The sequence below is a fragment of the Mesorhizobium ciceri biovar biserrulae genome (assembly GCF_001618845.1).
GTDB lineage: Bacteria > Pseudomonadota > Alphaproteobacteria > Rhizobiales > Rhizobiaceae > Mesorhizobium > Mesorhizobium ciceri.
This window is the reverse complement of sequence record NZ_CP015064.1, coordinates 3,321,654-3,343,163: the sequence shown is the minus strand read 5'-3', so window position 1 is coordinate 3,343,163 and position 21,510 is coordinate 3,321,654. Positions and strand designations below refer to the sequence as shown.

23 protein-coding genes and 3 tRNA genes are annotated in these 21,510 nt (G+C 61.4%); 12 read left to right on the top strand and 14 right to left on the bottom strand.

The window, feature by feature from the left end:
* Nucleotide 1: 1 nt before the first annotated feature.
* From A4R29_RS15570 to A4R29_RS15555, 4 genes are read right to left on the bottom strand one after another with little or no spacing between them, the layout of a single operon-like run.
* Nucleotides 2–1,066 carry an ABC transporter ATP-binding protein gene (locus A4R29_RS15570; protein WP_063172292.1) on the bottom strand — a complete coding sequence of 355 codons (1,065 nt, stop codon included), beginning with the start codon at nucleotides 1,064–1,066 and terminating at the stop codon, nucleotides 2–4.
* Complete coding sequence (locus A4R29_RS15565; protein ID WP_013531381.1) at nucleotides 1,063–1,845, bottom strand: ABC transporter permease; 783 nt, start codon at nucleotides 1,843–1,845, stop codon at nucleotides 1,063–1,065. The genes A4R29_RS15570 and A4R29_RS15565 overlap by 4 nt, the downstream gene beginning before the upstream one ends.
* A gap of 1 nt (nucleotide 1,846) precedes the next feature.
* A complete protein-coding gene (locus A4R29_RS15560; protein ID WP_063172291.1) occupies nucleotides 1,847–2,749 on the bottom strand; it encodes an ABC transporter permease in 903 nt (300 codons plus the stop codon).
* 13 nt (nucleotides 2,750–2,762) lie between these two features.
* On the bottom strand, nucleotides 2,763–3,854 hold the full coding sequence (locus A4R29_RS15555) for a polyamine ABC transporter substrate-binding protein (RefSeq protein WP_063172290.1): 1,092 nt from the start codon (nucleotides 3,852–3,854) through the stop codon (nucleotides 2,763–2,765).
* A 91-nt stretch (nucleotides 3,855–3,945) separates the two neighbouring features.
* Between A4R29_RS15555 and A4R29_RS15550 the strand changes: the two genes are divergently transcribed.
* Together A4R29_RS15550 and A4R29_RS15545 are read left to right on the top strand one after the other, a co-directional pair.
* On the top strand, nucleotides 3,946–4,560 hold the full coding sequence (locus tag A4R29_RS15550) for a TetR/AcrR family transcriptional regulator (protein WP_063172289.1): 615 nt from the start codon (nucleotides 3,946–3,948) through the stop codon (nucleotides 4,558–4,560).
* 124 nt (nucleotides 4,561–4,684) lie between these two features.
* Nucleotides 4,685–5,254: a DUF2569 family protein gene (locus A4R29_RS15545; protein WP_063172288.1), complete on the top strand. Its 570-nt coding sequence runs from the start codon at nucleotides 4,685–4,687 to the stop codon at nucleotides 5,252–5,254.
* Between the two features lie 366 nt (nucleotides 5,255–5,620).
* Here the strand turns inward: A4R29_RS15545 and A4R29_RS15535 are convergent, their stop codons facing one another.
* From A4R29_RS15535 to A4R29_RS15500, 6 genes are all read right to left on the bottom strand, one after another.
* Nucleotides 5,621–5,920: a DUF1236 domain-containing protein gene (locus A4R29_RS15535; protein ID WP_013531386.1), complete on the bottom strand. Its 300-nt coding sequence runs from the start codon at nucleotides 5,918–5,920 to the stop codon at nucleotides 5,621–5,623.
* A gap of 1,260 nt (nucleotides 5,921–7,180) precedes the next feature.
* Complete coding sequence (locus A4R29_RS15520) at nucleotides 7,181–7,888, bottom strand: Crp/Fnr family transcriptional regulator (RefSeq protein ID WP_013531388.1); 708 nt, start codon at nucleotides 7,886–7,888, stop codon at nucleotides 7,181–7,183.
* A gap of 614 nt (nucleotides 7,889–8,502) precedes the next feature.
* Complete coding sequence (locus A4R29_RS33160) at nucleotides 8,503–8,883, bottom strand: hypothetical protein (RefSeq protein ID WP_013531389.1); 381 nt, start codon at nucleotides 8,881–8,883, stop codon at nucleotides 8,503–8,505.
* 269 nt (nucleotides 8,884–9,152) lie between these two features.
* Nucleotides 9,153–9,806, bottom strand: a complete 654-nt coding sequence (locus tag A4R29_RS15510) for an outer membrane protein (RefSeq protein WP_063172287.1) — start codon at nucleotides 9,804–9,806, stop codon at nucleotides 9,153–9,155.
* A gap of 351 nt (nucleotides 9,807–10,157) precedes the next feature.
* Complete coding sequence (locus A4R29_RS34645; RefSeq protein ID WP_167355178.1) at nucleotides 10,158–10,577, bottom strand: hypothetical protein; 420 nt, start codon at nucleotides 10,575–10,577, stop codon at nucleotides 10,158–10,160.
* A 325-nt stretch (nucleotides 10,578–10,902) separates the two neighbouring features.
* Nucleotides 10,903–10,978: transfer RNA gene (locus A4R29_RS15500), tRNA-Thr, on the bottom strand.
* 154 nt (nucleotides 10,979–11,132) lie between these two features.
* On the opposite strand from A4R29_RS15500, the gene A4R29_RS33150 reads away from it, so the two are divergent.
* The 4 genes from A4R29_RS33150 to A4R29_RS15485 all read left to right on the top strand — a co-directional run bounded on the left by A4R29_RS33150 (nucleotide 11,133) and on the right by A4R29_RS15485 (nucleotide 13,162).
* Entirely contained in the window at nucleotides 11,133–11,300 is a 168-nt protein-coding gene (locus A4R29_RS33150) for a hypothetical protein (RefSeq protein WP_013531392.1), read from the top strand.
* A gap of 233 nt (nucleotides 11,301–11,533) precedes the next feature.
* Nucleotides 11,534–11,752 (top strand): hypothetical protein, encoded by a 219-nt coding sequence (locus A4R29_RS15495; RefSeq protein WP_013531393.1) that lies wholly within the window; start codon nucleotides 11,534–11,536, stop codon nucleotides 11,750–11,752.
* A gap of 558 nt (nucleotides 11,753–12,310) precedes the next feature.
* Nucleotides 12,311–12,616 carry a BA14K family protein gene (locus A4R29_RS15490; protein WP_013531394.1) on the top strand — a complete coding sequence of 102 codons (306 nt, stop codon included), beginning with the start codon at nucleotides 12,311–12,313 and terminating at the stop codon, nucleotides 12,614–12,616.
* 186 nt (nucleotides 12,617–12,802) lie between these two features.
* Complete coding sequence (locus tag A4R29_RS15485; RefSeq protein WP_013531395.1) at nucleotides 12,803–13,162, top strand: hypothetical protein; 360 nt, start codon at nucleotides 12,803–12,805, stop codon at nucleotides 13,160–13,162.
* Here A4R29_RS15485 and bhcR read toward each other — a convergent pair whose 3' ends face one another.
* Nucleotides 13,163–13,984 carry an HTH-type transcriptional regulator BhcR gene (bhcR, locus tag A4R29_RS15480; protein ID WP_063172285.1) on the bottom strand — a complete coding sequence of 274 codons (822 nt, stop codon included), beginning with the start codon at nucleotides 13,982–13,984 and terminating at the stop codon, nucleotides 13,163–13,165.
* Nucleotides 13,985–14,199: 215 nt separating this feature from the next.
* Here bhcR and gcl point away from each other — a divergent pair, with 215 nt between their 5' ends.
* From gcl to A4R29_RS15465, 3 genes are all read left to right on the top strand, one after another.
* Complete coding sequence (gcl, locus tag A4R29_RS15475; RefSeq protein WP_063170247.1) at nucleotides 14,200–15,981, top strand: glyoxylate carboligase; 1,782 nt, start codon at nucleotides 14,200–14,202, stop codon at nucleotides 15,979–15,981.
* 26 nt (nucleotides 15,982–16,007) lie between these two features.
* Nucleotides 16,008–16,805 (top strand): hydroxypyruvate isomerase, encoded by a 798-nt coding sequence (gene otnI, locus A4R29_RS15470; protein WP_063172284.1) that lies wholly within the window; start codon nucleotides 16,008–16,010, stop codon nucleotides 16,803–16,805.
* Nucleotides 16,806–16,964: 159 nt separating this feature from the next.
* On the top strand, nucleotides 16,965–17,882 hold the full coding sequence (locus tag A4R29_RS15465) for a 2-hydroxy-3-oxopropionate reductase (RefSeq protein WP_063172283.1): 918 nt from the start codon (nucleotides 16,965–16,967) through the stop codon (nucleotides 17,880–17,882).
* Nucleotides 17,883–17,989: 107 nt separating this feature from the next.
* Here A4R29_RS15465 and rlmB read toward each other — a convergent pair whose 3' ends face one another.
* Nucleotides 17,990–18,838 carry a 23S rRNA (guanosine(2251)-2'-O)-methyltransferase RlmB gene (rlmB, locus tag A4R29_RS15460; RefSeq protein WP_027163677.1) on the bottom strand — a complete coding sequence of 283 codons (849 nt, stop codon included), beginning with the start codon at nucleotides 18,836–18,838 and terminating at the stop codon, nucleotides 17,990–17,992.
* Between the two features lie 198 nt (nucleotides 18,839–19,036).
* Between rlmB and A4R29_RS15455 the strand changes: the two genes are divergently transcribed.
* Nucleotides 19,037–19,121 (top strand) — tRNA-Tyr (locus A4R29_RS15455).
* A gap of 88 nt (nucleotides 19,122–19,209) precedes the next feature.
* A tRNA-Gly gene (locus A4R29_RS15450) sits at nucleotides 19,210–19,283 on the top strand.
* Between the two features lie 76 nt (nucleotides 19,284–19,359).
* Here A4R29_RS15450 and A4R29_RS15445 read toward each other — a convergent pair.
* Nucleotides 19,360–19,824, bottom strand: a complete 465-nt coding sequence (locus A4R29_RS15445) for a YidB family protein (RefSeq protein WP_024505802.1) — start codon at nucleotides 19,822–19,824, stop codon at nucleotides 19,360–19,362.
* A 132-nt stretch (nucleotides 19,825–19,956) separates the two neighbouring features.
* On the opposite strand from A4R29_RS15445, the gene A4R29_RS15440 reads away from it, so the two are divergent.
* Nucleotides 19,957–20,214, top strand: coding sequence for a GlsB/YeaQ/YmgE family stress response membrane protein (locus tag A4R29_RS15440; protein ID WP_013531402.1), 258 nt, complete (start codon nucleotides 19,957–19,959; stop codon nucleotides 20,212–20,214).
* 132 nt (nucleotides 20,215–20,346) lie between these two features.
* On the opposite strand, the gene A4R29_RS15435 is transcribed toward A4R29_RS15440, so the two are convergent.
* A complete protein-coding gene (locus tag A4R29_RS15435) occupies nucleotides 20,347–21,234 on the bottom strand; it encodes a DMT family transporter (protein ID WP_027163678.1) in 888 nt (295 codons plus the stop codon).
* Nucleotides 21,235–21,510: the final 276 nt, after the last annotated feature.

The window sequence follows — 21,510 nt, the reverse complement described above, 5'->3', positions numbered from 1 at the left end:
TTCAATCCGTCAGCAGGATGATCTGATCGGTATCGCAGGAAATCGCGACCCTGTCGCCCGGCTGGACGGTCGCCGTCGCGGGCAATTTGGCGATGATGTGGAGCGAAGGGTCCTCGACGGAAACGGCGAGCACGCGCTTGAAGCTGCCCTGGAAAACCACGTCGCTCACCTCGGCCGTGCCGAGCCTGACACCGCCGCGCGCCTCGCCGAAGACAAGATGCTCCGGGCGTATGGCCAGCGCAACGGTAGAGCCGACCGGCAAGGCGCCGGGCAGCGAGACCGGCCCGACCGGCGTCGCGACGGTGCTTGTCCTATCCTTCGCCTCCGTGACCGTGCCGGCGAGGATCGTGCTTTCGCCCATGAAGGTCGCCGAAAAACGCGTCGCCGGCCGTGCGTAGACGCGCTCTGGCGGACCTTCGTCCTCGATGCGCCCGTCATTCATCACCACGCAATGGTCGGCCAGCGCCATCGCCTCTTCCTGGTCGTGCGTGACATGGATAAAGGCGGTGCCGACGCGCTTCTGGATCGCCTTCAATTCATCCTGCATCTGCCGGCGAAGTTTGAGGTCGAGGGCGCCGAGCGGCTCGTCGAGCAAAAGCACCGCCGGCTCGATCACCAGCGCGCGCGCCAGCGCCACGCGCTGCCGTTGGCCGCCGGAGAGCTGATGCGGCTTCTTGTCGAAGGCAGAGGCGAGACCGACCAGCGCCAGCGCCTCGCGCGCCTTTGCGGCGCGTGTCGCGCCGTCGACGCCCTGCATGCGCAGGCCGAAGCCGACATTGCTGCCGACGCTCATATGCGGAAACAGCGCATAGTCCTGGAACACCGTCGTCGTTGGGCGCTTGGCCGGCGGCACCGACGTGCAGTCCTGGCCACGGATGAACACCTTGCCTTCGCTGGGCGTGACGAAGCCGCCCAGAATGGACAAGAGCGTCGTCTTGCCGGAGCCGGACGGCCCGAGCAGGATCGTGTAGCTGCCGGGCTCGATCTGCAGCGAGACATCCTTCAGCACGGTGTGCTGGCCGAAGCGGTGCGAGACACTGCTGATGTCGACGAGGGGCGCGCTCATGCGGGCTTTCTCCGAAGCAATGTCAGTTCAAAAAACACCACCAGCACGATGGAGACGGCGAAGACCAGCGAGCCGACGGCATTGGTCTTGGGATTGAGGCCGGAACGCAGCAGGTTCCAAATCTCGACCGGCAGCGTGGTGTCGAAGCGGGTGAGCAGGAAGGAGATCACGAATTCGTCCCAGGAGAAGGTCATCGACAGGAAGAAGCCGGCGAAGATGGCCGGCGCCATGACCGGCACGGTGATCAACAGCAGCACCTTCCATTCCGGCGCGCCGAGGTCGCGCGCGGCGCGCTCGATGTTGATCTGGTGGTCGCCCATCTGGCTGTAGATGATGGCAAAGCACAGCGGCAGATTGATCACGACATGGCCGATGCCGGCGGCAAGCAAGGATTTCGGTACGCCGGCCCAGTTGAACAGCACCAGCAGCCCCATGCCGATGATGAGATAGCTGACCGTCAGCGGCAGGGTGATCAGCCCGCGCAGCAGGCCGGAGCCGGGCAGGACGAAGCGGGCAAAGCCCCAGGCGGAAAGGAAGCCGAGCGTCACGGCGGCGAGCGACGAGATGGACGCGACCAGCAGCGAATTGACCAACGCCGACGTCAGCCGTGGGTCCGAGAGCACTGCGTCGTACCAGCGCAGCGACGGGCCGGTGAAGGGCGGGATCGGGAACGACGTCGCCTGCAGCGAAAACAGCACCAGCACGATCACGGGCAGGAAGATGAAGCCGTAGACGGCAAGCGCGTAGAGCCAGGAGGCGATGCGGACAATCCTGCGCATCTCAGGCCCGCTCGATCTTCAGCCAGCGGGCGCAGGCGAGATAGGCGATGGTGACCACCGCCATCAGGATGATCGACAGCGCCGAGGCCAGCGGAAAGTCGCCGCGCCGGCCGATCTGCATCATCACCAGCTGCGGCATCAGCAGCTCGTTGTTGCCGCCCAGGATCTGCGGCGTGATGTAGTCGCCCATGCACAGCACGAAAGTGAGGAAGGCGCCGACCATGATGCCGGGCAAGGTCAGCGGCAGCACGACATGCAGGAAGGTTCGCACCGGCCCGGCGCCGAGATCGGCGGCCGCCTTGCGGTAGCTCGGGCTGAGCTGCTTGAGATTGGCGAAGATCGTCAGCGTCAACAACATGACGAAGAAGTGCACGAAGCCGGTGATGGTGGCGAAACGCGTGTTGGCGAGATGCACAGGCTCGCTGATGAGGCCGGAGCCGGTCAGCGCCCGGTTTACGACGCCGTTCTGCGCCAGCACCAGCAGCCAGGAATAGGAGCGCACGACATAGGAGGTCCAGAACGGCAGCACCGCCAGCATCAGCGCCAGCCGTTGCCAGCGCTCCGGCACCTGTTCGGCGAGGATCCAGGCGAAGGGATAGGCGAGCAGCACCGAGACCACGGTGACGATCGCGGTCACCTCAAGCGAGTTCACCATCGCCTGCCAGTAGGAAGGGTTGGTGAAGAACTGGCTGTAGTTGGACAGCGTGAAGCCGCCGCCCTCATGCGCCGTCAGGCTGGAAAACCCCATGGCAATGAACGGCAGCACGAAGAACAGCAGCGTCCAGCCGAGCGCCGGCGTGACCAGCGCCCAGGGCAGAGCAGAGCTCGCCCGGGGCAGAGCAGAGCTCGCCCGGGGCTGGGTACGGCCCGCCCGGGGCAAGGGGTTGTTTCCAGCCGAGCTCATGAGCGCTATCGGCTCATTTCGCCTGCAGCATTTCGGTCCACATGTCCTGCATCTTCTTGTCGAGATCGGCGTTCGGCGCCGGATAGGCCTGGGCACGCGTCAGGAAGCCCGGCTGTTCGTCGAAGCGCAGCACCTTCTTCTGGTCGTCGGTCAGTGCTGCCTTGGTGTTGGCCGGCATGCCCCAGTAGCAGGAGGAGGTGGCAAGCCGCGCCTGGCCCTCCGGGCTCATAATGTACTGGATGAACTTCAGCGCCATGTCCTTGTTCTTGGAATCCTTGAACATGGCCAGCGACTGCGACCACAGAACCGCACCTTCTTTCGGGATGGAGAAGTCCAGCGCCGGGTTTTCCTTGGCCAGGCCCGCCGTCACCCATTCGCCGCCGCCGACCAGTATGTCGACCTCGCCCGTCGCCAGCGCCGTCTGGCTGGCGGTCACTTCGCCGACCAGCTTGGCATTGGCTTTCATCTTCAAGAGCTCGTCCTTGAGGGCGGGCAGGTCGGCTTCGGTGAGATCGGCCGTCTTCTTGCCGATCGCCAGTGCGGCCATGCCGATGACCGGCAGGTAGTAGTCGTAGATGGCGACCTTGCCCTTGTACTTGTCGCCGGTCAGGGCCGCCATCGACTGCATGTCGGCCGGGTCGACCTTGGTCTTGTTGTAGCCGATCGTGTTGTAGCCGAACTTTTCGGTGATGCCGTAGCGCTTGCCGCCGACCATGGTGGAGCCGTCCATCTTCACCTGCGCAAACAGGTCGGCCAGCGGCAGCTTGTCTTCCGGCAGCGGCTCGAACAGGCCTTTTTCGACGCCGCGCGGCACGTCGATCGAATCGATCACCATCACGTCCCAGTCGCCCGGCTGCGACTGTTCGACGATGGCGAGGCCAGCGCCGGTGCCCTCGAATTCCTTGACGTTGACCTTGACGCCATTGGCCTCCTCGAAGGGCTGCAGCAGCGCCGGATCGGCATGATCGCACCAGATCAGCGCGTTGAGGTCGGCGGCCTGGACAGCGCTGCCGGCTGCGAGCAACAGCGCCGCGGCCGCGCACGCAGCATGCAGATGGCTCTTCAACATGGAAAGCGAATTCATGGTCTTGGAATGTGCGGACATCGAGTGTTCTCCCTTGCCTTTGTGGCTTCTTGCAAAAAATTGAACCAATTCTAAAATTGAGTCAATTCTGTTTTTGTGGCAAGAGGCTGGAATGAGCGGATTGCGGGCAAGGCAAAAGGCGGACCGGCACAGGCGCATCATCGAGGCGGCGGCGGAACTGTTTCGCGAGGCCGGCTATGAAGGCGCCAAGATCGAAGCGATCGCCGCGCAGGCCGAGGTCTCTGTCGGCACCATCTACAATTACTATGAGAACAAGGGCGACATCCTCGGCGCCATCGTCTCGCTGGAGGTCAATGAGGTGCTGAATGCCGGGCAGGGCGTCGTCGCCAGGCCACCAGCCAACGTCGGCGATGCGCTGGATACGCTGATCGGCATCTACATCGAGCACTCGCTGCACTATCTCAGCAAGGAGATGTGGCGGCAGGCAATGGCGATCTCGACGCAACTGCCCGACAGCCCGTTCGGCCAGGCCTACACCGCGCTCGACCGCGCGCTGACCGAACAGATCCGCGCCCTGATCGCCCGCCTGCAGGCGCTCGGCCTGGTGCGCCAGGACATCGACGGGGCGGCGCTCGGCGAACTGATCTTCAACAACATGAACATGATGTTCATCGAGTTCGTGAAGCGCGACGCGGCGAGGATACCGGAGCTGCGCGCAGCGATACGGAGGCAGAACCGGATTTTGGTGGCGGCAATCGGGGTGTGAGGGAGTCAGGAGCAGACAGGAGAAAGCGTCGGTTCGACATAACTTCATTCACACGAGGGCTCGCCTCTTGAGTTGAATCTAAAACTTGGTACAACTTAAGGGGGCATAAAAAGGGGAGGCGTAAATGGGGGCGTTTTCCATCTGGCATTGGGCGATCATGCTGCTGTTGATCGGCGTGCCTGTTTTCTTTGCTGTTCGATCGGCCGCGAAGCCGTCGCAGAATCCTGAGGCTCTTGTGGGCTTCGGCGGCTGGCTGATGCTGCTGGCTATCGGTCAGGCATTGTCACCGCTGCGCACACTCGCCGAATTGGGGGCCTCCAGCGATGGCTACAACCAGCTCATGCTGGTGCCGAATGGACCCATGGTGGTCTATGGCGAGGTTGCCCTGCTGCTGGCATTCATGGTGCTTCAGCTTGTGGTGCTCGTTGCCATGCTGAGGCGGAGCCTTCGGTTCAAGCAGTTGTTTCTCATCCAATGGCTCGCAATCCCGGTGGCGGTCATACTGGACGCGATCTGGGTCTCCACCGCGATCGGGGTTTCGGTTCGGCAAGTGGTCACTGGCGAGGCGCTTGCGACGCACATAGTCTCGTTTGTGCTGATAGGGCTCTGGGTCGCCTACGTCTACAAGTCCGTCAGGGTGCGGAACACCTTCACCAGGGTTGGGGCATCCACCCAGGTTGCTGGCGCGTCGTAGAAGAAGGCACAACTTGGAATGTTGGAACTGCGCGCGGCGATCCGCGGGCAGAACCGAATTCTTGTGGCGGCGATTGGGGTGTGACCTCGTGCACCACTATGTCGCCATCGAACCTGGAACGGCCAGATCCTGAGCCGACCGACCTCGACCATCATCCGTGACGGCTGCGACCTTTTGGAAGGTCTTTATTTCGGCCTCATTTATACGTGCTGCCCGCGCCCTCGCCTGGAGATCAACCAGGCGCGCCACGAGCGATTGCGACGTCTCGACTTCAGGGTTCATCATTTTCATTTGTCCGATTGAGTGGCGATTTGACGAGCGCAACCCGCCGGCATCCCTGCCGGCGGGCCTGGCCGGTTCGAAGTTTCAGTCGTAGACTTTCACAATCTTGCGTGTGCTCGGGTCCACCAAAACCGTTCGGTTGTCGACCACCGTATAGCGGTATTTGACGTTGGGAACCTCGTGGAGTTCGACCGTGTCTGGCAGAGCCGTGCCGACATTCAACTCCACCCCCGGAAGCTTCACAGAAGCCAAGGGTTGCTTCTTCACGTATTCGCGGACGACGGTGTCCTGTTCCGGTGTGATAACCACATCCTGTGCCGCAACCGCGCCGACGCTGGCCAACAGCAAGAGCGCCGCAGCGGCGCTGCTTAGGTGCATCCTCATTTGTTTTTCTCCTCTTGTAACCTGGCGGCAGCACGATCGGCTGGGCGCCAGCCACCCGAACACGTCGCCAGGCCAAACGTTCCTCATACGGGCCTCTGTCTGAATCCGCGCAGGACCAAAGTCTGGTTGGAAAACGCAATGGTCTTACCCGTTGGGAGTAGGCGGAACGGCTTAGGCCTAAAGGTTGTTGTCTCTCCAATTCGGAGAGAAACAGTGGAAAAAAGTGTCGGCCAGGCGCGATGGTTGCTCGCACCGATTTTCGCAACAGCCATCACCTTCCTGGTGATGGGGGTCGTTCTTGGCTGACATGGCGTGGATCGGCGCAGCTACGTCCCTTCCTGCGCTGATAGGACCCGTGAGCTGCTTCGGCGGCGGGCGGGTCCTGTATTTCACCGTGCGCCCATGCATGCTCATTCGGCAGGCGTGGGCGCATTTCTAGCACATGTACCTTGGGAGGTTTATTATGGATCGGCGATCCTTCTTGACTGCAATGTTTGGCGTTGCCGGGGCAGCGGCCCTTGCAAGCGCTGTCCGCCCAACTGACGCAATGGCGGGTGTTCCAGGGGCCGGACACGGCATCCTCGATGAACTTGAGACGCCACAAACAGAGACCTTTGAAGAAGACGCACAGGCAGAAGTGCAGCAAGTCTACCATCGGGACTGGCACTACCGTCCCCACCGCCGCCGGCGGGGCTGGAGACGGGTTTGCCGCAGTTATTGGCGGCATGGTCGCCGTCGCGTCCGGTGCTACCGCCGACGTGGTCCTTCGGTCGTCCTTCGATTTTAACTGATTTCCCGCCTCGGCCCGTTCCGGCTCACGCGCCGAGAACGGGCCGGTTTAGATTCTTTTCGGTGAACGATCACAATGACATTGGTCCAGAGATCGAATGAGAGTGGCAGCGCGAACCAACCGGGAAATGGCAACGATGATCGTGCGCCCGGGTTTGTGGCCTCCGTCGCTTTGCCGGACAAAGAAAACATTGCCGACCTTGTCAGGCGAACAGAGCGCATGGCCATCTTGGTGGTTCTTGGACTGAGCGGCTGGTTGATGCTCGTCCCCGCTATTTATCTTGTGCTGACGCACGGGATATGAAGCTTGCGGGACATCCGTGCGCGCCCAGGGTTGGATTGCAATCGCATCGGATCGCGGCTTCCGCAGCCGTTTCGTGTCACCGGCAATATGGGCGGGACGGGCTGTATTGCTGGCGCGAGGCGCAGGTGCTTGGATCACCGCGGCCTACGTCCGGCATGCTTGGAGCGCTATAATCCAACTAGCCGAACGTAATCGGCTTCTGGCTTGCCGTAGGTGCCGTTTGCGCAGGCCGCAAGTCCGCTGCGGTCCCTGATGTGCACTTCGCCACGTCGAGAATAGATGAAACCACGTCCTTCCAGAACTTGCAGCCCAACGGTAACGCCTGGGCGTCTTGCTCCAAGCATGACGGCGAGAAACTCATGGGTGATCGCAAGGCGCTCGCCGTGGACCCGATCGTCACACATTAGAAGCCAGCGCGCCAACCGCTCTTCAAGGTTTGATTTTGCGTTGATCAGGGCCGTATAGCTGGTCTGTATGTGGAAGTAGTGGACATAGCGCAACAGGAACAGGCGCAACGTTGGGCTGTTCGCAAGAGCCTCCTTGAAGGGTTCGGTTCCCATCCTGAAAGCGCTGCCGGCCGACTGAACGTAACATTGATGCGCCGCATAGTCAGCGCCCATCACGAGCGCGGCACCGGTCATTCCCTCAAAGCCGACAAGGCCCACCTCGGCTTCCTTACCTGAAGCCGTCGCGACCACAGAAGCGATGCCGTCCTCCAGGAAGTACACCGTCTCGATCTCCGAATCGGCTTTCTCTAAGGTCGTTTTCGGCTCGAGGTCACACAGTTCAAGGTGTGGCTGCAAAAGCCCCAGGTCACCAGGGTCAAGCCTGCGCAACAATTGGTTTCTGTAGGAATCGTTCTCTGGATTGGTCATAGCTCAATCCCGCTTGGGGCAAGAGCTTTCCAATCTCCCTGCCGTCTGCGCCCGTAGACACGTGCAGACGATTTAAAAAATATACGCCCTCTGGCGCGCGATTGACAGTGAAATGCAACCTGATGCACGGCGTCCCCTCAGCCGCCGAATTACAAAACAGGGGTGTACAAAGTTAAAGGGTTGGAATCGTACAGAACTCTGCTTCGTACGAATCCGACAATTTGTGATCGCAGCCAACGAGCCGGCATGATGTACATGGTTATCAATGTCGAGGCAGAGCGACGAGAGGGCACTGGTAGGACCGACTGGCAAGGCGACGGCTGTGCCCCATAACGGGTCAAAAGTTTTTGGCATCTAAATTGCTTTCACAGGTATGGGGTGGGCGAGAGCCCGTCGCTTCGCAAATGGAGCGGCGGGTCTACCCTACCAGTGACTGTCGAATGGCCACGGCAGCAGAATGTACCGCCTTTCAGCAGAAACTAACGGAACATCCGTACTCGCCCAAAGTTGGATTGCAGGAAGCATCGCATGCGGGCTTCCGCAGCCCGTTTCGTGTCACCGGCAATGTGGGCGGGGCGGGCTGTTTTGCGTTGGTACGCAATTTATACCGCTGACTACTTGTGGGTAATCCAGTCCAACAAGCCAACGTTAACCTGCTCGCACCCGACATATTCGCGGACCAGGCTTTCAGCCAGGTGGCGCCATTCACACTCGGGAACGCCTGTTTCCCTGACCAGGTTTCGAAACGCCGAGCGGAGAATGTCGGCATCGAAGGCCGAGACGGCAACAGGACCTGGCTCCGGATCTCCCTCCCGGGCCATGTCATCGCGATGACGTTGGCGAAGGCGCTTGAGCAGTTCGCGCGAGGCCTCGATTGCGCGTCGGGAGTGGTCCATATCACGGCGAAATGAGGCAGTTCCGGCCAGGGAATGGTGCCGCAACCGAAAGCTGGTTTCTATAACCGCGCGTGCGACTTCTATATGCGTTTCTGCCATCGCGGCCTCCCTTCCTGCGAAAGGATTTATTTACTCTCTTGTCACGCGTGACCCAAGAAGGATTCAACGTACGGTTTGGTACGAAGGGATGGCGCGCAGATGGGCATGGTCCCGAACGAACGAAGGGCCTGAACGGCAAACTATTTGCGATCCAGGCCCCTAGCCGTCGGGTTCGCGGCGACATTGCGCCCGCGGAATGCCGTTCACAAGCTGGACCTTGGTCTTGCCATTCCCGCGGAGGGCGTCAAAGTCGGAGACGCGCTGAACAGTTAGAACTTCATCGCGATGCCGACGCGGAAATCGTGCGTCTGAAGCGTGTGTTCCAGCGTGCATCCGCCGCCACAATATTCAAGCGACTTCTTGCCGAAGAAGGAGAAGTCGTATTCGCCGCGCAAGAACACGTTGTGTGTGAGCGCGACGTCGATGCCTGCTCCAACAATACCACCGACCAAGGTGGCATCCCGCTCAGCGTTTCCACCTGGGTAGAATGTCTTCAGCTTTGCAGCGGTTACACCAGCCGTGACGAACGGCATGTAGGCTCCCATGTCCATGCCAACGCGACCCTTTACGGATCCGAACAAACCTGTGGAGGCGTCAAGGACGCCTGGGCCTGGAATATCGTCGAAGGTGTTCTTCTTGAAGCGGTAGCCAAGCTCGCCTTCGACGCCATAGACAATCTTGCCGGATTGGAGGTTATAGCCTGCAAAGCCGCCGACCGTTGCCGAGCCGACATTATGCGTTGCGCCAGCCTGGGCGCCCGGTCCATAGATCTTGTAGTGTTCCAACGTTCCGGCACCGAATACGCCGGCGTATGGCCCTTGCCAGGTCCATTCAGGGGTATCGACAGGAGCGATCGTCATATCGGCAGCCATGGCCGGAGCCGCGGAAAGCGCAACGAATGAAGCGAGCAAAAAAGCTTTCATGAAATCCCCATCAAAATCGCCAATCGCCTTATATCGATGAGCCTGCAACTTTGTATATAGCTAGGAAGTCACACCCGTAGGCTAAGTTGCTGCGCCTGAATTCGGCGAAATAGGTATCGGGATGGCCGGTGCAAGCAGGCATCCCTCGAAGAGCTCAATACTTCCGCGTCAGGCTTCGATGCGGGCATTATCGAGAAATTCAAGTGCGGAGCGTGGAAGGGTGCCGTTCTGATCTTCAATGAAGCCGCTGCCGCACGGATCAGGCTTGCAGCTGTGTTCGTGAAGAATGCCGATGGGTATACCGGACGGCTCAATCCGCAGCAATCAGGAAGGATGCCGTCGACGCCATAGTTAGGCGGCGGCGCGCAGGGCGGTGACTCGCCCAATGTCCGGGTCCCTTCTCAGCCATCTATCGGTAAAGTCCCGGGTATTTGGCCTTCTCAGCCTGGCAATTTCCCGCTCTCTGGACCGCATGGCGTAAGCTCTTTCATAGGTGCGAATGGCCTTCCGGAACTTAGGAGGATTAGGCGTCAGGTGTTTTTCTATCCCCTCGTACAAAAGCACAGGGACAGCAATGATAGCTTTTCCATCTTCTGTAGGCCTCAGCCGGCACCTTTGCATAACGCCGTTGAGGTTACCTGCCATTTTAGCGGCCAAATTTAACTTGGCATCGGGCATCCCGACCAGGAAGTGGATATTGTCCTGTCCTGCCGAAGCCGCCGAAGACGCGAAGCAAATTGCGGCGGCGAGTGCGACCAAAATGCGGATCAAAGTGACGTCCCCCCAATATTCCCAAATCTGAGCCAGGCTGAATATTTGGCAACCTAGCACCAAGCACACTATCCACAAATATGACACCTTCAAAACGCTCTCGCTCGATGCGCCAATGGGAGGGACTGACCTTAGGCGAATCGATTTGCTGGTGGCGCCGGAACCTTACGAGCCGGAGGAGGACGAAGAGGATGATCCGGATACGGTGATGCTCTGGGGCGGATACTCGCGTTGGCAAATGAAAAATTCCAGGTGGATAAGCGGTGGATCGAACCCGAACCTTGTTTTCTAAGCTTTTGAAAATGTTATGGTTTTTGCATTGTGCTGGTGCCCCCGGACGGAATCGAACCGCCGACCTTCGGTTTACAAAACCGCTGCTCTACCAGCTGAGCTACAAGGGCACGGCGCTCCGGTTAGCATATTTGTTGCGCCAGTAAAGACAAAACTCCGTTTTTCCCGGCATGCCGCATGGGCCGTCGGCGAGGGCATCCTGAAAACCGCCGGATTGCTTCCTACATCTAGGGAAGGGTGCAATCGCTTCGAGCAGGGTGTCGCATGATCAGATTTGTCATCATTCTCCCGATCATCTTCGTGGCCTGGATGCTGCTGGTGAAGATCATCAGCGACGTGAAGAAGGCCAATGTCGACTGGACCGGCGTCACCACCATCATCGGCTTCATCGCGCTGGCGTTCTGGCTGCGCCATGTCACGGGGATGGGGTGAGGTGAGGGAATAGGGGAATAGGGGAATAGGGGAATAGGGGAATAGGGGAATAGGGGAATAGGGGAATAGGGGAATAGGGGGCGACGGGTCATTGGTGTCCTTGCCGTCGCCGCGCTGGCTTCAGCGGCACCCCACAAAAAATCTCCTCCACCTATCGAACCTTTTGCTGCGCCGCGCCGACTGATGGTCAGAGGCGAATGGGTCGCCTCGATCAAAAGATCCAGGAGATCATCATGTTCAAGCGCACTCTTACCTCGGGCCTCGTCGCCATCTTCGTCGCCACCGGCGCGCTCGCCGGCACTGTCGGCACGTCGTCAGCCCACGGCATGCATGGCCATCATCATCACCACCACAACCATCACAAGAAGCACTTCAAGAAGTTCTGGTGGAAGCACTACAACCACCACCACAACCATCACCACAGGCACGGCAGGGTGATCATTTTCCTTTGATGGAGGGACCCAATTCCCCAAGAGGGCGGCTTCGGCCGCCCTTTTTGCGTTCGGCGACCACCTTGTGAAGTCGGGCGGCAAAGCTGCTGATCCCCGCAAGCTACGGCATGCACACATTTCCAAGCAACTGGTCTTTGGCGATAGAGTGCATGGCAGCTTGGCGCATGCATTGCCTATGCGGCGCTGGTCCCGCTCCGTCTCGGCTTCGCCGAGCCAACGCTCGCCCACCAACGCTCCTTTCCTTTCCCTCCGGAGGGGGGAAGGTGGCGCTGCGAAGCAGCGACGGATTGGGGGACCCACCCGGCAATCGGGCCTCGGGCCGATCAGTCACCCCAGTCATAGCAGATATGTGCATGGCATAGCCCCCAGCAAGTGGGGGAGATTGGCCGCATCAACGTCCTCGCCAACCCTTTCCAGTCGCCGTCAGCGTGGACCTCGGTCCATCCGATTTCCCAGCTCCAGAAAAATCAAAAAAAGTTCGAACCTTTTTCCTGGCTGTGACGACAGATGATCAAGAGGCGGATGGATCGCCTCGGTCAACGAAGCAAGGAGATCGTCATGTTCAAGAACACACTCGTTTCCGGCCTTATCGCCACCGCCGTCGCCGCCGCCACGCTGGCCGGCACCGTGCAGCCTTCGGCCGCCCACAGCCATCACCACAACCGCGAAATCGGCATCGGCATTGCTGCCGGCGTCGGCGGCTTCGTCCTCGGCAGCCTGCTCGCCCAGCCGCGCACCGTCTATGTCGACGAAGGCGGTGGCTCGTGGCATGTCCGCCGCTGCTACGATCGCTATGCCAGCTACGACGCGGACTCCGATACCTATCTCGGCCACGACGGATACCGCCACTATTGCCGTCTCTGAGGGGAGGACCCGTTCAGCAACAGAGGGGCCCATGCGAGCCCCTCTTCTGTTGTCTGGATGGTAGCGGTGCGTGCTCCATCGGCCGCTTCAGCGCAGAACTGAAGGGATTGGTCCGGCGACAGATCGGACAGTGTACAGAGATTTTCCGAGCGTCTATCCTGGACCGCGAAACGCGGGGAGAGACCCTTGGACGAACAGGACCCCAGGGAAGACCTGGTCGAAACGGTTTTCCGCAACGGCACCGTCACCACCGTCGGCATCCTGCTGGCGTTTTCGCTGGGCTTCATCACCCATTGGGCCGCCAACCCGATCCCGTGGCAGACCTACCATCTTGTCGCCGTCCTGCCGATCCTGGCCGGCATTGCCTTGCAGATGCGGGCGCTCTCGCTGCTGCTCGACACGAAATGCCTGCAGCGGCGCATCTATGAACGCGCCAACCGCATCTTCATGGCCGGCCTGATATTCACCGCCTGCGGCGTCGGCATGGCCATCCTTCTCGATTTCTTCGATATCGCGACCAGGAGCGCGCTGCCCGGGGCGGGCTGATCAGCCGGCTCGCAGGCCGCCGATCATCCTGGTCACCTCGGCTGCCGCATCGCGCACCAGCGGGCCGATCTCGGCCAGCCGCTCCGGCGTCACCCGCACCGTCGGCCCCGACACGGAAACGCCGCCGATCGGCTCGCCGAATTCGTTGAAGATGGCGGCTGCCACGCAACGCATGCCGGGGTGCCGCTCCTCGTCGTCGACCGACCAGCCGCGCTGCTTGATCCGCGCCAGATCGTGGGCAAGCGCCGAAATGTCGGACAGCGTCCTGTCGGTGAAGCGCTGCAGGCCTGCCTTGCGCAGCATGGTTCCGACGCGCTCCGGCTCGAGATGCGCCAGCACCGCCTTGCCGATACCGGACGCATGGAAGGGGCTGCGCGTGCCCGGCCGGAAGAAGGCGCGGATCGCCTGATGCGTCTCGACCTGGCTGACGAAGACCACGCAATCGTCCTCGGCGACGCCGAGATTGGCGGTCTCGCCGGTTCTCTCCATCAGCTCCTGCATGACGACACGCGCGCGGTCGACCAGCTTGCGGCGGCGCAGGAAGGCCGCGCCCATACGGTAGGTCTCGACGCCGATCGACCACAACTGGTCTGATGTGTCGAATTCGACCATTCCGTGGTTTTGCAGCGTCGTCAGCATGCGGTAGGCGGTGGAGGCGGCAAGCCCGCTCTGCGCCGATATTTCGCTCAGCGACAGGCCGCTGCCTTCCGCGACAATGGCCAGGATTCTCAGCGCCCGATCGAGCGACTGCACCGAACTGGCTTCCGACGGCCCATTGAAAGCGCGCGGCCGGCCGCGCTGGCGTTTTTCCGTGGTTTCCATGGCGTCATTCTCGACCGATTTCGCCAAATGCACAATGAAAAAATTTTTCACTGATATCGCCGGCCGAATTGCTGGAAAACGGAAAATCCAACAAAATCAGCGCATAGCCGTCGTTTTCTATAAATGAAAAAATATTCTGAAAAAATTGAAAAATAGCCGGCGTGCTGGCATCCTCCGCCAATCCAACAATGACAAACCCCGTGGAGGGCTGTAAAATGGCCAGGATGCGCGCTGTCGATGCCGCGGTTCTCGTTCTCGAAAAGGAAGGCATTTCCTGCGCTTTCGGCGTGCCGGGCGCGGCGATCAATCCGTTCTATTCGGCGCTGAAGGCGAGGGGAACGATCCGCCACGTGCTTGCCCGTCACGTCGAGGGCGCCTCGCACATGGCGGAAGGCTTTACCCGGGCCAAGGCAGGCAATATCGGCCTGTGCATCGGCACTTCGGGTCCGGCCGGCACCGACATGATCACCGGGCTCTATTCGGCCGCCGCTGATTCCATTCCGATCCTGTGCATCACCGGCCAGGCGCCGCGGGCGCGGCTGAACAAGGAGGATTTCCAGGCCGTCGACATATCAGCCATTGCCGCGCCGGTCGCCAAATGGGCGGTCACGGTCATGGAGCCCTATCTCGTCCCCATGGCGCTGCAGAAAGCCTTTCACCTGATGCGCTCGTCGCGGCCGGGTCCGGTGCTGATCGACCTGCCGGTCGATGTCCAGCTGGCCGAGATCGAATTCGACATCGATGCCTATGAGCCGTTGACGCCGTTCAAGCCGGCCATGACGCGCGCCCAGGCCGAAAAGGCGTTGACGATGCTCAACGCCGCCGAAAAGCCGCTGATCGTCGCCGGCGGCGGCATCATAAACGCCGATGCGTCGGACCTGCTGATCGAATTCGCGGAAATTTCAGGCGTGCCGGTCATCCCGACCTTGATGGGCTGGGGCGCGATCCCCGACGACCACCGGCTGATGGCCGGCATGTGCGGGCTGCAGACCTCGCACCGCTATGGCAATGCGACGATGCTGGAAGCCGATTTCGTCTTCGGCATCGGCAACCGCTGGGCCAACCGTCACACCGGCTCCGTCGATGTCTATACCAAGGGCAAAAAATTCATCCATGTCGACATCGAGCCGACGCAGATCGGCCGTGTCTTCGCGCCGGATCTCGGCGTCGTTTCGGATGCTGGTGCTGCGCTGAAGATGCTGCTCGACGTCGCCACCGAGTGGAAGACGGCAGGCAGACTGCGCGACTGGTCCGGCTGGGCGAAGGAATGCCAGGCTCGCAAGAAGACGATGAAGCGCAAGACGCATTTCGACCAGGTGCCGCTGAAGCCGCAGCGTGTCTATGAGGAGATGAACAAGGCGTTCGGCCGCGACGTCACCTACGTCACCACGATCGGCCTGTCGCAGATCGCCGGCGCGCAGTTCCTGCATGTCTACAAGCCGCGCAACTGGATCAATTGCGGCCAGGCCGGCCCGCTCGGCTGGACCTTGCCGGCTGCCCTTGGCGTGCGCGCCGCCGATCCCGACCGGACCATCGTGGCGCTGTCGGGCGACTATGATTTCCAGTTCATGATCGAGGAACTGGCGGTCGGCGCCCAGCACAAGCTGCCCTATCTCCATGTCGTCGTGAACAACGCCTATCTCGGCTTGATCCGCCAGGCGCAGCGCGGCTTTTCGATGGACTTCGAGGTCGACCTTGCCTTCGAGAACATCAACCGGGCAGGCGATCCCGAGGCCGGCTACGGCGTCGACCATGTTGCCGTCGCCGAGGCCATGGGCTGCAAGGCGGTCAGGGTGCGCAAGCCGGAAGAGTTCGCCGGTGCCTTCAAGGAGGCGCAGCGGTTGATGAAAGAACACCGGGTTCCGGTTGTCCTCGAATTCATCCTCGAACGCGTCACCAACATCTCGATGGGCACCGAGATCGACAAGATCACCGAATTCGAGGAGCTTGCCGAGAGCCACGAAGATGCGCCGACGTCGATCGTCATGCTGGATTAGGCTTGGCGGAGAAAAGGAGAAAAAGAATGCCGCGTTTTTCAGCCAATCTTTCGATGCTCTTTGGCGAGCACGAGTTCCTCGACCGTTTCGATGCCGCCGCCCGCGCCGGCTTCAAGGGCGTCGAATATATCGGCCCCTATGACCATGCGCCCGATGTCGTCGCCGCCCGGCTGAAGAAGAACGGCCTGACCCAGGTGCTGTTCAACCTGCCGGCCGGCGACTGGGGCAAGGGCGAACGCGGCATTGCCGTGCTGCCGGACCGCGTGCCGGAATTCCGCCAGGGCATCGCCAAGGTGATCACCTACGCGCAGGCGCTCGGCTGCCAGCAGGTCAATTGCTTGGCCGGCATCGCGCCCGCCGGCGCCGATCGCAAGGTGCTGGAGGACGTCTTTGCCGAAAACCTCGCCTTCGCGGCGGAAAAGCTGGAGCAGGCCGGCATCAGGCTGCTGATCGAGCCGATCAACACGCGCGATATCCCGGGCTTTTTTCTCAATTATACCGACCAGGCGTTGGCGCTTATCGACCGTGTCGGGTCGAAGAACCTGTTCCTGCAATACGACATCTATCACATGCAGATCATGGAGGGGGATCTCGCCCGTACCATCGAGGCAAACCTCGACCGCATCGCGCATATCCAGCTTGCGGACAATCCAGGCCGTCACGAGCCGGGGACGGGCGAGATCAATTTTCCCTTCCTGTACGAGCAAATCGACCGCATCGGCTATTCGGGGTGGATCGGGGCGGAATACAAGCCGAAGGCCGGGACGGAGGCTGGGCTGGGGTGGTTTCAAGCATTAGCCAGGCAGGGAAGTGCTGCGGCCTAGCCAACGCCGCGCCCCCTCATCCGGCCCTTCGGGCCGCCTTCTCCCCGGTGGGGAGAAGAGACAGGCACCAACGTCGGCTTCTCTTCTCCCCTCGGGGGAAGATGGCCGCGCTAGCGGCCGGATGAGGGGGCGTTTCACACAAGCAACTGGAGAACCAAAATGGAAACCATCGGCTTCATCGGCCTCGGCATCATGGGCGCACCGATGGCGGGGCACCTGTTGGACGCGGGCTACAGGGTCATAGCCAGCGACCATCGATCGAAACTCTCAGCCGATCTCGTCGCCAAGGGCCTAACGTCAGTCACCGGCCATGCTGCCGTGGCGAAGGCCGCCGACATCATCATTCTGATGGTGCCCGACACACCGCAGGTCGCCGATGTGCTGTTTCACGAGAACGGCGTCGCGTCCGGTCTGACCAAAGGCAAGCTGGTCATCGACATGAGCTCGATCTCACCGATCGAGACCAAGATTTTTGCCAGTAAAATCAAGGATCTAGGCTGCGACTATCTCGACGCGCCGGTCTCGGGCGGCGAGGTTGGCGCCAAGGCGGCGTCGCTCACCATCATGGTCGGCGGCGAGGAGAAACCCTTCGAGCGCGCCAAGCCCGTGTTCGAGAAGATGGGCAAGAACATCACTCTGGTCGGCCCCAACGGCGTTGGCCAGACCACCAAGGTGGCCAACCAGATCGTCGTTGCGCTGACCATTGAAGCCGTCGCCGAAGCGCTTGTTTTTGCTTCGAAAGCCGGCGCGGATCCGGCCAAGGTCAGGCAGGCGCTGATGGGCGGGCTGGCGGCTTCGCGCATTCTGGAAGTGCATGGCGAGCGTATGGTCAAGCGCACCTTCGCCCCGGGTTTTCGGATCGAACTGCACCAGAAGGATCTGAACCTCGCGCTGGAGGGCGCGAAAGCGCTCGGCGTGTCGCTGCCCAACACGTCGACCACGCAGCAGCTGTTCAACGCCTGCGCGGCCAATGGCGGCGCCAAGGAGGATCATTCGGCCCTGGTCAGGGCGCTGGAGAGGATGGCCGATTTCGAGGTCGGCAGCGAGGCTGCCGGCACCCGGGGCAAAGCGGCATAGGTCAGGAGAGGGCGGCGCAACGTTCCCAAGCCGCCAACTCCTGGCCCATCGAAGAACGGGTTCCGGCGTCTGTCGGGACCCGTTTCTCGTCGAGATGGTTTTTTGGCTTAGCCGCGCTTCAAAAATGCCCGTGCCACGTAAAGGCTGATCGCTGCGGCATTCGATACGTTGAGCGAATGGATGGCGCCGGGCATGTCGAGCCGCGCCAGCGTGGTCACCGTCTCGCGGGTCTTCTGGCGCAGGCCCTTGCCCTCGGCGCCCAGCACCAGTGCGATCTTTTCTCCGGCAAAGCTCTTTTCGAGTTCGGCCGGCGCGTCCGAATCAAGCCCGATGGTGCGAAAGCCGGCCTCGTGCAGCTGGCCGAGCGCTTCGGCGAGGTTCTTCACCTCGATCTGGTCGATGTGCTCCAGCGCGCCCGAGGCGGATTTCGCCAGCACGCCCGATTCCTGCGGGCTGTGGCGGGCCGTGGTGATCAGCGCGCCGGCGCCGAAGGCGACCGCCGAGCGCAGGATGGCGCCGACATTGTGCGGGTCGGTGATCTGGTCGAGCACCAGCACCAGCTTCGCGTCACCAAGCGCATCGAGCCGCTTGGCTTTAAGCGGCTCGGCCTCGATCAGCACACCCTGATGCACGGCATCCGACCCGGTGATCTTGTCGATATCCCTGGGTTCGACCAGTTCCGTCTTGAAGGGCAGGGCGGCGAGATCGGCGATTTCGAGGCGCTCGGCCGCATTGCGCGTCACCAGCATCTTCCTGATCTTGCGGCGCGGATTGTCGAGTGCGGCGCGAACCGTGTGCAGGCCGTAGAGCCGCACCAGTCCGTCCGCGGCATTTTCGCCCGGCGGAACCGGCTGTCGAGGCCGGAACGCCGGCGCGCCGCCGCTTTTCTCGTCGCGATAGGCGCGGCGCAGCTTGGCGTAATGGGTGTCTTTGGGGGTGTTGGTTTTATCGCTCATGGCTGGCTTCTATAGCGGTGTCCTCCGGCCAAGGATATGGCCCGCCGTCACAGCCGGCGAACAACATCGAAAAACGCTGGCTGCGCGGTTGACACCCAATGGCCTTGCCGCCATAAGGCGCTGCGCTGGTTTCGGAGAACACATAACTCGGGTCCGGATCGGCGTGAATGCCTCGTTGCATGGCTCCGGCGGCAGACTGGAGAGGTGCCCGAGTGGTTAAAGGGGACGGACTGTAAATCCGTTAGCTTAGCTTACGTTGGTTCGAATCCAACCCTCTCCACCACTGCCGGCCCGGAAGCCTGAAACGCGACAAGAATCGGACCGAAAAGTGCATGGCGCTTTTCGGATGAATCCGGTACTTCAGGTAAGGCGCGGGTATAGCTCAGTGGTAGAGCAGCAGCCTTCCAAGCTGAATATGCGGGTTCGATTCCCGCTACCCGCTCCAGACACTCATCCCATCACCGGCAAGCCGAAGCACTGCGCACGAAGCGCAGCGCTCCAATTGTCGTGGCTGCGCCGCGTCAGCTGTTGAACGCGGATGCGACCTGGTGCTGCTGCGGCACCTGGCCGTTCGGCGTCAGCTTGTCGACGATGCCGGGCAGGGCGGTGGACAGTTGCTTGAGCAGTTCCTGCTCGTCCAGTCCGGTCCGTTGCGCGATCTCGCGGATGATCTGCGGTCCGATCGCGGCGCCAAGATCGTTGGCGTTGATCGACTGGTTCTGGCCGGTTCCGACCCAGGAGTCCGCGGTGTTGCCGTGACCGGCGTCCCGGAGCTTTTCGAGCAGTCCGCCCAGGCCGCCCAGCAGGCCACCGTCGGCGGATGTGGTTTCCGTCGGGACGGGGGCGGTCGGAGCGGGCACGGGAGACTGTTCCGGTTCTTCGGCACTTCTGCCGCTCAGCATCTTGCCGACCAGCAATGCGCCGAGTGCGATCATCAGGGGTTTGGTGATGTTGCCGCCGGGAACGGCGTTGTCAAAAAGTCCCATCGTGGATCCTCCATAGCGACCAAGGCCCGACCCCTCCTCAACAATGAAGCATTCGGGCGGAATTTCAAGCTGGCTTGAGGTTTTGACAATCATATGAAAATGTTCGGCTGGCGAGGGGATGGAGAGGAAAAAATGGGTATCATCAGCTGGATCATTCTCGGCGTGGTCGCCGGCTTCATAGGCAGCAAGATCGTCAACAAGACCGGCCAGGGTGTCATAATGGATATCGTGCTGGGCATCGTCGGCGCCATTGTCGGCGGGCTGATCTTCAGTGCCTTCGGCGCATCTGGCGTCACCGGTCTCAACATCTACAGCCTGATCGTTGCCGTCATCGGGGCGGTGGTTGTTCTGTGGGCCTACCATCAGTTCAGCGCAAGGCGGACGCTTTAGGCGCCTGCGGATCGTCTGAGGTTTCGAGTTTCTGAAGGCAAGACCGGCTTCAGGCCGGTATGCCCGGCAGTGGCTTGCCTATGGCATCGGGGCGGCGAAAACAAAGATCGGCGTTCCCGCAATGAAACGAGGCTAGGCGACGACGGCCAACCGGCGCTGGCGCTGATCCAGCGACACGATGGTCAGTCCGCTGCCGACGACCAGCAGGATGCCACAGACCGCCAATGTGTTGGGGAATTGCCCGAACACCAGCAGGCCCGAAATGACCGCCCAGACGGTGAAGCAATAGTAGAACGGCGCCACGGCGCTGGTCGGTCCGACGCGATAGGCCATGAAGATGAAGAAGTGGCCGAAGATCAGGAAGAATCCAGCACCTGCCATCAGCAGCAGGTGATGCGCCCCGGGCATGACCCAGCGCTCGGAAACAAGATGCGCGGCGCCGGCGCCGATCAGCACCACCACGACGGCGGAAATCGCCACGATCATCCCCGGCACCTCGGCCGAGACCCGCCGGCCGGCTAGGTCGCGCGCCGCTGCAAGGGCTGCGTTGCCGAGCGCCAGCAGGGCATAGACCGAAATGCCTTGCATGGTCGGCTGTGCCACCATCAGCGCGCCGACGAAGCCGAGCCCGATCAGCGCCATGCGCCGGCCGCCGATCCGCTCGCCAAACAGGATCGAGGAGCCAACCAGCATCAAGAGCGGCGTGATCTGGCCGAGCGCGGTGGAATCGGCGATCTGCATGTTGGCGAGCGCGACCACATAGCAAAGGATCGCCGCCAGTTCGAGCACGTTCCGGCTCAGGACGCGCTTGTCGAAGATCAGCGGGATCTGCTTGCCGTAGCCCAGCGCGAACAGCAGCGGGAAGCCCCAGAGGGCCGCCGCGGCACCCCGCAGAAACAGCACCTCATAAGACGGCAGGCCCGCCGTCGCGAGCTTCATCATCGTGTCGTTGACGAGATACGACCCCGTCGAGACGATCATGAACAGCGGGCCGCGGATAGAGGCAGGGATGAAATGCATCCGGCCACAAGATCAGAGGCGGATGGCGGCGGCAATGGTCCATGGCCTGGCCATGATTCAGACAGGGCTGGGCAAGCAAGCCGGCGCTTTCGCGGCCTCGATCGGTCGGCCCGCTACCCCTTCATTTTGCCCGGAGCCTTCCTATATCAGCGCCACATCCCCGCAATCGGATCGATGGTTCGGACTGAGTGAGACGGCACCCGGCCAAAAGACGCTTGTGTTTTTTGGCCTTTGTCGCTAATCGCCCCGCATTCGACTGAACTGAAGGTCTTCGAC